The sequence below is a fragment of the Parabacteroides sp. AF39-10AC genome (assembly GCF_003635405.1).
Classification (GTDB): domain Bacteria; phylum Bacteroidota; class Bacteroidia; order Bacteroidales; family Tannerellaceae; genus Parabacteroides; species Parabacteroides distasonis.
Genome location: NZ_QTLP01000024.1, coordinates 38,408 through 50,631 on the forward strand (window position 1 = coordinate 38,408; position 12,224 = coordinate 50,631).

At 41.2% G+C, this 12,224-nt stretch carries 10 protein-coding genes; 1 reads left to right on the plus strand and 9 read right to left on the minus strand.

The genetic code is table 11. The features are described from left to right. Positions 1-91 precede the first annotated feature (91 nt). The 8 genes from DW033_RS18550 to DW033_RS18590 all read right to left on the minus strand — a co-directional run bounded on the left by DW033_RS18550 (position 92) and on the right by DW033_RS18590 (position 8,095). Entirely contained in the window at positions 92-1,900 is a 1,809-nt protein-coding gene (locus tag DW033_RS18550; protein ID WP_009275349.1) for an O-antigen ligase family protein, read from the minus strand. A 2-nt stretch (positions 1,901-1,902) separates the two neighbouring features. Further along, positions 1,903-3,312, minus strand: a complete 1,410-nt coding sequence (locus tag DW033_RS18555) for a transglutaminase domain-containing protein (protein ID WP_008777849.1) — start codon at positions 3,310-3,312, stop codon at positions 1,903-1,905. Positions 3,313-3,318: 6 nt separating this feature from the next. Then, positions 3,319-4,179: a signal peptidase I gene (lepB, locus tag DW033_RS18560; protein ID WP_057319078.1), complete on the minus strand. Its 861-nt coding sequence runs from the start codon at positions 4,177-4,179 to the stop codon at positions 3,319-3,321. A 95-nt stretch (positions 4,180-4,274) separates the two neighbouring features. Then, positions 4,275-5,327 (minus strand): BF3164 family lipoprotein, encoded by a 1,053-nt coding sequence (locus DW033_RS18565; RefSeq protein WP_005859567.1) that lies wholly within the window; start codon positions 5,325-5,327, stop codon positions 4,275-4,277. Between the two features lie 187 nt (positions 5,328-5,514). After that, on the minus strand, positions 5,515-5,745 hold the full coding sequence (locus tag DW033_RS18575) for an NVEALA domain-containing protein (RefSeq protein WP_005859565.1): 231 nt from the start codon (positions 5,743-5,745) through the stop codon (positions 5,515-5,517). 206 nt (positions 5,746-5,951) lie between these two features. Continuing rightward, complete coding sequence (locus tag DW033_RS18580; protein WP_005859563.1) at positions 5,952-6,806, minus strand: DUF1573 domain-containing protein; 855 nt, start codon at positions 6,804-6,806, stop codon at positions 5,952-5,954. A gap of 12 nt (positions 6,807-6,818) precedes the next feature. Further along, positions 6,819-7,868: a TolB-like 6-bladed beta-propeller domain-containing protein gene (locus tag DW033_RS18585; protein ID WP_005867481.1), complete on the minus strand. Its 1,050-nt coding sequence runs from the start codon at positions 7,866-7,868 to the stop codon at positions 6,819-6,821. 8 nt (positions 7,869-7,876) lie between these two features. Beyond that, positions 7,877-8,095 carry an NVEALA domain-containing protein gene (locus tag DW033_RS18590; protein ID WP_009275352.1) on the minus strand — a complete coding sequence of 73 codons (219 nt, stop codon included), beginning with the start codon at positions 8,093-8,095 and terminating at the stop codon, positions 7,877-7,879. Positions 8,096-8,287: 192 nt separating this feature from the next. On the opposite strand from DW033_RS18590, the gene DW033_RS18595 reads away from it, so the two are divergent. After that, on the plus strand, positions 8,288-9,289 hold the full coding sequence (locus tag DW033_RS18595) for a helix-turn-helix domain-containing protein (protein WP_227154234.1): 1,002 nt from the start codon (positions 8,288-8,290) through the stop codon (positions 9,287-9,289). Positions 9,290-9,528: 239 nt separating this feature from the next. Here the strand turns inward: DW033_RS18595 and DW033_RS18600 are convergent, their stop codons facing one another. Then, complete coding sequence (locus tag DW033_RS18600) at positions 9,529-11,511, minus strand: discoidin domain-containing protein (protein WP_121961552.1); 1,983 nt, start codon at positions 11,509-11,511, stop codon at positions 9,529-9,531. Positions 11,512-12,224: the final 713 nt, after the last annotated feature.

Below are 12,224 nucleotides of genomic sequence, written 5' to 3' on the forward strand. Positions count from 1 at the left end.
ATTGATCGGTTTGTACAATTTGTCATTCGCAAATATAAGTATTTATTGTTACGATGTAGTCATAATTGCTATAAAAATAAGGATATTGTATTCATATTGATGTGTTGTTTAACATACTTCGTGCTTTCTCTTTCATTTCTTTAATAGCGGAACTTTCCACTTTGGGTTTCTTAGTTAATACGGAATCAATCGCCTTTTTCAATTTTGCAGGTTGAAAATAAGATGGTTCCGTATAAAGATTCATTAACAGATAATACGGATAGATACGTTCCGGTAAAATATCAATGGCATGTAACAGGTGCTTTTCCGCTTGTCGGTATTCACCTAAACACTGCTCATTTTTAGCCATTACGTAATAAAGCATGGGATCGGAGCTTAATAAGACAGCTCTTTCCAGATATCCATTCGCTTTCTCGTATCGTCCGGTCTTGCTTAGGCATTGAGCGACCTCGAAAAGGAATTCCGGTTTATGCTTCAATAATGGATACAAAGGTTCATATACCTCCAAGGCCGCTTCGTAAGCTTTATTATTGTAAAACATTTGCGCCTTATTCCATTGTTGATAAGCCTTATAATGATCTTTTTGCATCCAGAACAAACCAATTCCAAGAATAGCGATTCCCATAAAAAATATCTGTTTGCCCCATCTATGGCCATTTGATTCGGCTTGGTTCTCACGGATCTCATCCTTGTCCGGTGTTACGCTCATCACCCCTAGGAATATCAATACTACCCAAAACTCCGGCAATTGCAATGGATAAGAAGAGAAGGCGAATATAGCCATAGACATCAATCCCCCGCAACAAGCATACCTTTTGTTCTTTATTCCTTTATAAAATAGAAGCCCCAGCCAGCCTATAAATAGGGCTAATCCTACTAACCCCTGTTCTAATCCAATCTGCAAGTATTCATTAAATGCGTACTCCGGGCATCCGGCAACCAACTTTTCCTGTTCAGTCGCTTTTCCCGAAGCCATGTATTCCGCTTGTGTTTCAGCGTAAGCGGCAGGGAACCCACCTAGGCTGGTACCTGTAATCGGTTGTTTTTGTATCGCTTTCGTCGTGATCTTCCACATCAGAAACCTTCCGTCTGCCGAATCTTTCTTTAATGTATAGAGTGATGCGCTCCCGCCAAGAAGCAATATGCCGCCTAGGATACCGCCTATGATATACCACCTTTTGTGTTGTCTCAGTCTGGTCGCTGCCTGTTTCCTGTCAAGGCGGTACAGGGCATATACCCAGGCGCAAGAAACGACCACCGCTATCCATGCCGATCGGCTCATTCCCGCAGGAAGTACAACGATCGCTGTGCCTATACATCCCATGGACAGGTAATAGGGCATATTTCGTTTGGACTGTTCCAGCAAGATGCCAAGAGCCACCGGTAATGTGATCGCCAAATATCCGGAATAAGGCCCCGGATTGAAAAAAGAGCCGGTCAGCCGAAACAGGGAATGGTTCGAATAGGCCCATCCCTGTAATTGACGGAAGCCCCAGATGGCTTCTATAAGGCCTGTCGCGATAAAGAACATTGAAAAATATCCTATGAGCACCGGATATTCATGGAACACCTGCCGAAGCAGATACCACAAGACAACCATTTGTCCGATAAACAGGAGCTTTTCCGGCTCCGGGTGTATGGAGTAGGGATAAGAGAGGAGGATAAGCCCCAAGAGGGAAAGGGGGAGGATATCCACGTAAGTCCATGGGCACAGCCCCTTGCTTGGATTCAACCACAAACCTTGTAGGGACACGGCGGATAAGAACAGGGCGATTAGTTGAATCCAAAAGGTTTTCTCTGTCACCAAGTGTGTGGATAGCATTCCCAATCCTGCGAAAGGGGCGCTTAGCAAAAGTGTCCCGAGTAGGGTATATACGCCGAGTTTCAACAGCTCTTTCATGGTTAATATCTTTTTACCGTATCGTTTTCCACCAAAAAGATACGATCTTCCGCAGCCTTTTCCGGTCGCGAGATCATCGCTTTCAACAGGCTCCCTTTAGGTATCTTGCGAATGAGGATGCCACCGGGTATCGTGTCTGTCGGGAAATATCCGTTTTTAAAACACTGCTGTTCCTGTTCCCAATAAGCGAGTGTATACGGCACTTGCTGTTGATACGGGTTGTCCGAGGCGATAAAGATGGAATCGGTTCGGGCCGGATCGGGCTTAATTTTCGTGATGATCCCCGTATTGCTCACATGGAAAGGGGATGTGATGAAGCGTAGTGAGCCATAAGCCTCTTTGTCATATTCGGCGATGATAAACACATCATCGCCTACGATCTTCGGGAAGGTACAGCGGTTGCCGATCCGTTCGCTCATGGCGAAAGGCCTCCAGTTACCATGATTATAGGTACAGAGGTAAATAGGTGCTCTTTTTGATCTCACCGGGAGGTCGCAAGTCGTATGGATATCTGCGACAGGTGGTAGGTATTGCTCCGTGACAGCGGTCAATAACGGATTTTTTAAGAACGTACGGTATTCATCGGTCGACTCGGTCGTTACCGGATGTAAGGGGGCGAATCCGTATCTGTAAACCTTGGCCGGGGTCAAGAACGGCTTGGTTAGGTTGTAGATCAAGGAATCCGGGCCTTCGTACTCCGGAGCGAAAGGTAGGAATCGCCCATCCTCGTTTAAGAATGCGCACCAATAATGTTCCCCGTTCCTACGAGTCCAGATCGTATGTTCTGCTACAGTGGGAATACCGGCCGCACGCATCAGCTGGATACCATACAAGACTACCCCATCACAACGTCCAACCCCTGTCCGGTGGATCTCCTCTGCGGTTGGATAGTGGATGGGTATCTCCGTTTGATAGGTGACTCGGGTTCGTAGTATCTTTTGTAACCTCACGGCCGCATCGTACGTGTTATCAATATGCAAACTATCCAGCAAAGGGAGGTACGTCCGCATCAGCTCCTCACGTAAACCGGAGGGCTGTTCGTATAACCCCCGGTAGGGAAGTATATACCTGCAAAAATTCTCGAAACTTACCGATTTATTCCAGGGCTTGGGCCACGCCTGAAACGCCAGCTCGATATTACGGATTAGATAGTCCGAGGATAGGGTGGTGATGTCTGATACCCTCTCTCGCTTCTCATATCCGAAATGATAGACCATATTGCGTATCAAAAAGCGGGCGGCCTCTCTTTTTAATGAATCCCCTTCATAGTATTTGATGACATATTCCAACTCTTTCCTGTTATCGCCGGCTTGCGACAACGCATATTCCAACATACTTTCTTCTTGGCTTTTTGAGAAACCGCAAGAGTGCAGACAGATCCAAGCGCATACATATAAAATAAGCTTATTCATAATTCTTCAATTGTTTCGAATATTTTTCCAAAAACGTCCCTTTCTGTATTCCCCCGTGTAAGGGTCAACGGATTTCCACACTTTCCAAGCTACCCCTACGATAAATTCCTCCGGTATAAGTCCGAGATAACGGGAATCTCTAGAGTTTTCTGTCTTATCTCCGGCCACGAAGTAATAGTTGCTTTGGAACCGGTATTGTCTTACCTGTTTGTCTCCTATATAAACTTTACTATCTTTCCACGATAGGGAATCTTTTGATTCCCACTCGATCATTTGTTTGTATAGCTTATAATTTGTTTGATTCACGGTAATTCTATCCCCTTTTCGGGGGATATACAAAGGACCGAAATCATGAACATTCCAATTGAATGTAGAATCAAAAGGGAAACAACGGTAGACACCGTCCGGCATCCGATCCGCTTTTTGTCTGGATAGGTTCGCTTGACTTTCCACATTCCCCAAAGGCTCTTTTGTATGGTTGTTTCGGTAGAATCCCTGTTCGATCCGGATGGAGTCTCCCGGTAACCCGAGGCAGCGTTTGATATAATATTGCATGATGTGCATTTCGATCCGCTCCCATGAATAGGGATGCGGGTAGTTGAATACGAGAATATCATTCCGTTTGATTTGCCCGACTCCGGGTACTCTGTATATATCTACCCGCTTCCCTTTCATAGATGCGAAAATATTGAATAACCTAGGTCCGGCTATCCATTTGTTTACTAATACTTGATCTCCGGTTTGGAGTTGAGGCTCCATGGAATCGGAAGGGATTTTGAACGTGCTGAAACAGAAGATGAGGAGGAATGCGTATATGCAACCAATACCAAATACCCCATAAAATATAAGTGTCAGATATCGTAACATCTGATTTATATTTGTTTTGTATATACGTTTTTCTATTCCCATTCTTTTATGTTTATGCCTCATTTCCTAAATCCAAATTCTTTGGATATCAGTCATCAATAGTCGAACACTACGATATGATATTCCGGATCATCACTGATACCATAGATCTTCCGTTTTTGATTGTCTACAGCGATGGAGGAGACTCCTTGGTCTAATGTGTAATGGCATTCAAGGCTACCGTCCCATCCGATTACAAATAATTCTTTGCATAATATATTGTAATTAGGCTCTGTCACCATTTTTCCATTATAAAGAACAAATAAACTATTCCCCACGTTTACAGGACTATAAAAAGCGTCTCTATAAGTTTGCGGGCTCGCTTTACTTCCGATAATGTCTCCATCCCTAAATTCTTTGAAAACAGATGCGAAATGATCCGGTCCCCGTAATTGTTTTTCCAAGGTCCCGTTCACGTTATAGATGCAAATTAAATCAGTGAAGTAGTGAGTGATTGCAACCTTCTCTTTTCGGTTGGTGGTTAGGTCTGCCCGAAACGCATTGATTAATTCGGCAGGAGTATACTCCTGCTCAGTTTTAGGATAAGTACCGAAATCCATCGTTTTCTTACCTGTTTGATCAAAAAGGAATCCAGGACTCGTCTCTTGATAGGATACGCCTAAGAACCCGTTGCCCAAGCTTCGAATATTGCTCCATAGCGGTTTTGTATCTAGGGAGATACGGCTGGCGTATTCCGGTTCTTTTCCACTGGTAAATTCCGGGATAGAGTAAGTGAAAATCGTAGAGGTCATCATATCAAAAATGACTACGGAATCGTTCCGATTGACGAAACATGGTGTCATCATCTCTTTAGGCCCTTGTCCTACAGGAATACATTCTCCTTCCTTATGTGCCGTATTGAGGTTGAAGATGTGGAATTGTTTTTCCGCCCCTTGATTGCAAGTAACTAGGAAGGAGTCGAATAATTGGATTTGTGAAGGTCGTAAAATAAGACTGTCAAATTCAATAGTTTTTCCGGATAGTGATTTTCGGACTTTGAAATCACTTCTCTGGAAGGTTATGTTTTTGTCATCTTGTTTTTGATCATCGGTACAAGCGATGAATACTAATAGGATGAGTGAAAGATGTAAGATAATGTATTTCTTCATGATACTGATTTTTTAAGGAGGGCATGCCAAATTAAGGGATTGAACACATTTTCTTCTTGCTCAAGATACCTAGAGTCTATGAAATACAAATTAAAAATCAATGAGAAAACATCTGCATTCCATTGATTTACCGACTGTATTCCATTGTGATTTTTTTCGTTTTGGCACACCCTCCTTTGATTAAATTTTAGTTCCAACGTCCCGGTATGTAAGTGGATGTCCCATCGGAATATTTGATAATACATCCTCCCCCAGAGTAACTGCAATATCCGCTTCCACCTTCCCCACTAGCCAATGCCTCCACATTGTCAAGCGCTAAATCAGAGAGTTTAATCTCGTTTTCACTCTGGTTGATGTTCCATGCCGCAGCTACTGCTACGACTGCCATTACGGCTATTCCTAAAATCTTTTTTCTCATGATATTTCTTTTTTATAGTTTATGTTTTTGAGAATTTAATCTCTTGCTTACTATTCTTCTGCAAGATAAGGATATTCTCGAATTCCTCTTTCAATTTAATTTACTACTTTTGTGTCACCTCCTTTCTGCTTCATGAGTAAAAGTGGGGTGGGAGGCTTGCTTGTGATCGTTCCAATATATCCGGCAAGCTCTCCCTTCTCTTTTATTTATTGAGCCATCCCCCGAATGTTTAATTTTATCAGTTGATTCGTATTGCATTTCACGGAAATCGTCTCGTCAAAGACTCCTTTGTCTTTCGGTGTCATGATGACTCTTACTTGAAGGATCTCTCCCGGCTTGGCGGGATGTTTGTCGAAAGATGGGCGGGCACAGCCGCAGGTTGTAGCCGCGTCTAGTATGACTAACGGGTTGTTTCCTGTGTTTGTTAATCGGAAAACAGCTTCTTTGCTTTCTCCCATTTGGATAGTTCCTAGCTGTATGGATGCCTCTTCCACTTTCACGGTGGTCTGTATTTGTGAAGCGGGTTGTTTTCCGGTGATCTCTTTTAGGTATAGCTCCCGGATATTCGGGTTGTGGATAGGATTTCCTATCACTACGACCTTATTGTCCTTATCCAATAGAAAGGTTTGAAATCTCCCGTCGGCCGGGAAATGATTCAGTTCGTTCAGTCTGTCTGATTGATCCATGCAGATAGGTTTGTCGAAATTGTCTTTTTTCAATAGATACCGTATTTCTTTCTTGTCATCGGACTGGAAGAAAAAGAGGAAGGGAACCGTTCCTTGGGTAATGGAGTCGGTGTATTGAATCAGTTCTTTCCATCGGTGCAGTTGGAGTTTGCAACTGGTACATCCTATGGAATCCACGAAAACCAGCACCTTGTGGGGGGATTTTGGCAGGGTGAAGTCTACCGTATCGGTTGCAAACCGTGCAAAGACCATGTCTTTCGGAAATCGTATCTCTTTTCCTTGCCATTCGGATACTAAATGCTTGATCTCGTCTTTTTTCTTGTCTTGGCAAGCTAGAAGGAATAATAATAGTATGATTAGATTTAAGTATTTCATGATATTTTGTCGTTATATTTTAAATGAAAGAATCGGATCGTTGCTGTTTACATCCGTGGCAAGGATCGTCCCCGTATCCTCATCTACGTCGATACCATAAATGGCATGGTCGAGCACGTATTTCCGGACGGGGTTTCCTTTGAGGTCGAATACATAGATGTATCGCCCGCCATCCTCGATATCTTCCCCTCGTTGGTATGCCTGCCCGATATCTTTGAAACTACGGCCATGAAATACGGTATAAATGAAATTGTCTGTGATATGAACATCACTGAATCCCATGATACCCGTTGGAATTCCCTCCGATTGTGAGATTGCGAATTGAGGTTCTCCATTAGGTCCGTATCGTACGGTTTGTGTAGTATCTGTGAAGTTGTATATTTCTAATGCTTCTCCTAGTTGGGTTGCCATGACCAAGATGCCTTTTTGGGGATTATAGTCGAAGAAGCTTCGCCACGCTTGCGCCAATGCGGGGCGAGCGATGTCTTCATAATTATTTTCGGTTGGGATCTGATTAGCGGAGTGAATCCATTTCCCTTCTCGGTCTGTCCACTTTTGTCTATATTCACCGAGGTAGTCAGATACCAAAAAGCCCGATTCCATCGGGTAAAAGTCCAATGCCCTAACCAGCCGCTTGTCCATATCGATCGTTTCTACGGGGATGATGTTGTTCATATTTTGTTCAATCTTCCACCGGGTTGTTCGCATTTTGTTCGCATCGAGCGTCCAGATAGAATCCTTGGAGATAAATCGGAAGCAATCTGCCGATGCCATTTCTTCAGGTCCCTCGCCTCGTTTGCCAAACGATGTCATATATTCCCATTCGGGGTAAGAGAAGGCATGGAAGAAATAATCTACGTTGTGCAAGTCCATGATAATAGCGATACCATCCTTGACCGCTACCCGGAAAGGATAGCGGAACAAGGCGGTATCTAGGTGGATAACCTGCGCATTTAATGCCTTTTCATCGGGAAAATCCTCGTAGCGGGGGAAGTGCCGTGAGGATTCCGAACAGGATACCAGACTACCTATTAATAGAACTATGTATACGTAGTAGTTCATGTGTTGTTTTAACGGTTGTATATATATTTGTAATATCCTCCATTACATGATAGAGAGCCAGCCATATAACAATCTTTGGATCCACTTTCACCGGAAGCTAGCGCTTCAATATTAGAGAAAGTAAGATCTGAGAAATTTTGTTTTCCTTCTTTCAAAAGAAAATACGAAGCACACAAGGCGCAAATGAAAATGATAGCGAAAGCTTTCTTGAAAGTAATTTGTTTCATGTCGTTTCTAATTTTTGTTACAAACGTACGGCTTGGTCTTTGGATAGCCAATCTTTTTAGGTGACTTTTAGCTGACAGTTGAAAAATAAGCCTTTTGTCTACCTATAGTCATCTTTCATCTTGCGAGTTGAATGAATTTATTCGTAGAAAGGGATGGAAAACGTATCTTTGCAGTTTCAACGAGGAATAATTATGGAGAAGCAAAATTGGAAATTTTATTGGAAGTGGAGTGTATTTGTTCTGATGACGATGATTTGCTTGTTGTCTTTTTATAAATCATACCAAAATGTAAAGTATGAATTACAAGAAGAGTCTCAAACGTTATTTCAGCAGGCAGTTCAAGATGATACAAATAGGCGGATAAAAGATTTAGGGGATGCTTTTTGTTTTTCCTATTCAGGCGCTAATCGATTGGAACGAGATAGCATTACAATCAAGACTGCCGATGCGATTATACATATGAGGAATAATAAGGAGGTGGCACGGAGGATGTCTTCACAGGAGAAGTCTGATTTTTGTCTCCAACATTGTTTGTCCATGGAGAATCCGATTCAAGTAACCTTACTGGATAGTGCTTTTCGTGCATCTTTGTATGAACATGCGATTTCGGCTCAGACCGTAACTTGTTATACCTTTATAGACAAGACGGAATGTAGCTCTTCAGATACTTCTTTTTATCAATCTTTCATACCATTAAAAGAAATTGTTTTTGGAGCGAATCGGGCGATCGTTTTGCGAGCGTTTGTTCAATTTCCTTTCCTTTATATAGTAGGTGAAGTGTTTTTGCGAAATATATTTTGGATTCTGGCAATGGTTATTCTCTGGGTTATCGCTATTGTCTTGACATGGAAAAGACCAAGGATAAATATCTTACCGCTACAAGAAGCACCTAAAGAGATGATACAAATAACAGAAGATATCTTGTTCGATGAAACACATGGCGTATTGCATTATCATAGGCATCGTATCGAATTGGCAAATCAACGGCTGAAACTGTTTTGTATTTTATTAGAACATAAAGGATATTTCATTGAGTCCGATCGGCTGAAAGAAGAAATCTGGCCGGATGGAAGTGTGTCCAAAGACGCTCTTACCGCTACGGCTAAAAGGCTTAAAGAGGATTTGTCTCCTATTCCGGGTTTGGTGATTGAGAGTGCTCGGGGGCATGGCTATGTGCTGAAGTGTGGTGGGTAGGTTTTACAAGGTGGGTTAGTGTATTTTTTTGAATGTTTATATTCTTCTCGACTTCGTCTTCTAAAAAACACGTACGTGAATTTTTAGAAACACGTACGACTTTTAGTAAAAACACGTACGAGTTTTTCGGAAAATATAATGATGTTTTTTACACGCTGATTATCAGTTATTTATAGATAAAATTAAAATTGCCTACTTGTTGTAATTAATTTAATATGGTTCTCATGGAATAATAAAGATTACCACCAAACTTGTTTGTCATTTTCATATGTGAATATGCGTTCTTCTTCCCCTTTGGTTAAGTCTTTTAACAACAAGAGAGTATTGTCTGGTACATTTGTATAGGTTAGCTTTGATTCAATAGCTCTTTGTTGGCCTAATGACATCCAATGGTTATATTCCCAATAGAATAGCTCATATAGATCACCTGCGTGGATGTTATTATCATCGTTTCTTGGCGTATAAATGATCTTATTGATAGATACCGGTTTGTTGAAGTCCAAGCCTACCCATGGATAATCAACCGTAGAAGGGGCTTCATAGTAAGTTAGGATATCTTTGTCAAATACTTTGGATTTATCCATTGGCATAGTATCGTAACGAACCGAGGCATTTGTTCCAATGATTGTGCCGGTTAATTCTTTTTCCTCCTTGTCTGAGTAGAAAGCGAGTTCGGCTAGATTACAACCCTTGTTTTTTGCTGATACATAGCGCCAATAGCGATATGTTTTTTGAGGTTTTATCTCGAAAGAATCTGCGGACAATAACCAATGAGAAATCGTATGTATTGTATCAGGATCGGAGAAATCCGGATTATTGGAAGCTTCAAAATGTCCTCCGGTGAGAGTTTTTGCATAATCGAAAATATGTTTTGCGAGATAGTATTTCCTAGATAATATAACTTTCTTTCGTTTACTGGTATCTGCATGTAGATATTTTATTCTACCTCGTGAATCAAGTATGAATGGATCTGTAATAGGATGAATACCTTGATTGTCATAATAAAGTGGGAGATAGGCAATATCTTTTCCTATTTCATTGAAGTAACAAACTTTTCCTTTTTGTGTACCGTAACATATAGGTACCCATTTCTGATTGTCGAAAACGGCTAGGTAGGCATGTTTATGGTTTCGTTTTTTTTGTGTTGGAATCATGATATCACAAGTTTTCATGTATTCGGAGGTAACATCTTTCATGAAAATATTCCGGAAGAGGTCGGGCACGACCTCTTCGGTTGTATTCAGCTTTACGAGATCTTGATTAATAGCGTATGTTCGCCTATACACTTTAGCCATCTTCTGGCTAGGTTTATGCAGTATATCCGGATCTGTTTTTGTCTCGCATCCTCCAAACGCTAGATTCTTTCCTGTATTATCTAAAAGTACATTCCAATAATGCCCCATCGAGCGGAAAGGCCATTGTGGTGTGAAATCTAGCATGACGGGAATTCCTATGCTTCTCATCATAGCTAACGCTATTAACGAGAATTGATTACAAGTGCCGAATGATATCATGCTCCTAGTGGAGGTTTTTGCTATGAACGGAATGGAATATACCGAGTTTTCAGGAACTAATTTCTTCTCTAAAAACTGATTGATATGCTTACAAGCCCAAAATGCTGAGTTTTGCATATCGGAAGAATAGCTGAAGTCGTTGAGTTCTGTTAATGTCGTAGAATCTATTTGTTGGTACATGCCAGTCCTCCAATCCTCCAGTACATCCATGGCTCCGATAGAGTAGGGCAATAGGTATTCACAGAAGTCATCAAAATTTAAATGTCGGCTCCAAGGGGCATCTTCCCATAGGTGGAAAGCCTGCTCGATATTTTGAATAAGAAAATCAGCTGTAATTATACGAATGTCTTCTTGTATCGGGAATGAGGTGTTCTCGTGGATTTTAGAGATTCTATCAATGCGATTGGCAAGATAAGGTGTATCATGATAACGCCCCTCTTTTTGTGTTTGAAGTATTATAGAGTCAATTTGTTTATTATATGTGTTGGTGATTTTCCCGCAATAAGAATAATGCCCGGGCATATTCTTAATAAGAAAGCAAGCTGCACGATATTTCAAGGAATCATTTTTGTAATGTTCCAATACCTGTTCTAATTCACGGCGGTTTTCGCCTGCTCTTTCAAGAGCGAATGAGAGTTGTCTGTCTTCTTTGAAATTGTGACAAGAGACTAAACTAGATATAAGTAGCGTGATCCAAAAGAGTTTCATTCGTTTTATTTGTTCTTTTTGCGAAGGACGGTGTTTTAATAGATTGCTCGTTTCATATCGTATTTAATTTTTCACAAACATAAGTTTATTCCTTTTCATGGCCAATTGTTTTAGCTGACTTTTAGCTGACAGACAAAAAATGAGGGTTTGTTGGCATAAAGTTATGTATTTGTATTGCTATCATTTCAACAGGTAGTCCAAGAGGATACAGATCGGCGTATCAAAGAACTTGGGGATGATTTTTGTTTTTCTTATACAGGGGGGGCACTTCAGATATTATCATTAGATAGTACTTTTCGTGCATCTTACCGTTACGGCTAAAAGGCTTAAAGAGGATTTGTCTCCTATTCCGGGTTTGGTGATAGAGAGTGCTCGGGGTAAAGGATATTCACTAAAGATCGTTTCGGGAGAGTAAATTCTCCATTTCAACGTTCATTTGATGGTTTATTTGTGTGATGAGCTTGCTATCGGCAGTAGTACTGACTTGGCTAAGTAATATATACTGTGTCGGGCAAGTCAGTATATATTACTTAGCCAAGTCAGTATTGCTCTTAGGATTGCCAATCTAAGGTCACCTATTTATATCGTGAGTTGAATGAATTTGTGCAAACAATGTTAATTATTTTTGTCCGGGTAAACCTCGTTCATCAATAGGATAGAACATGGTCAACCTATATAAAGGAAATTGCACATCGCATCGTGCAATTTTGTAT

Bases quoted from the DNA above. Each gene is read 5' to 3' on its own strand.
- DW033_RS18550 (WP_009275349.1), bottom strand. From the start codon at position 1,900: ATGAAAGAGCTGTTGAAACTCGGCGTATATACCCTACTCGGGACACTT.
- DW033_RS18555 (WP_008777849.1), bottom strand. From the start codon at position 3,312: ATGAATAAGCTTATTTTATATGTATGCGCTTGGATCTGTCTGCACTCT.
- lepB (WP_057319078.1), bottom strand. From the start codon at position 4,179: ATGTTACGATATCTGACACTTATATTTTATGGGGTATTTGGTATTGGT.
- DW033_RS18565 (WP_005859567.1), bottom strand. From the start codon at position 5,327: ATGAAGAAATACATTATCTTACATCTTTCACTCATCCTATTAGTATTC.
- DW033_RS18575 (WP_005859565.1), bottom strand. From the start codon at position 5,745: ATGAGAAAAAAGATTTTAGGAATAGCCGTAATGGCAGTCGTAGCAGTA.
- DW033_RS18580 (WP_005859563.1), bottom strand. From the start codon at position 6,806: ATGAAATACTTAAATCTAATCATACTATTATTATTCCTTCTAGCTTGC.
- DW033_RS18585 (WP_005867481.1), bottom strand. From the start codon at position 7,868: ATGAACTACTACGTATACATAGTTCTATTAATAGGTAGTCTGGTATCC.
- DW033_RS18590 (WP_009275352.1), bottom strand. From the start codon at position 8,095: ATGAAACAAATTACTTTCAAGAAAGCTTTCGCTATCATTTTCATTTGC.
- DW033_RS18595 (WP_227154234.1), top strand. From the start codon at position 8,288: ATGGAGAAGCAAAATTGGAAATTTTATTGGAAGTGGAGTGTATTTGTT.
- DW033_RS18600 (WP_121961552.1), bottom strand. From the start codon at position 11,511: ATGAAACTCTTTTGGATCACGCTACTTATATCTAGTTTAGTCTCTTGT.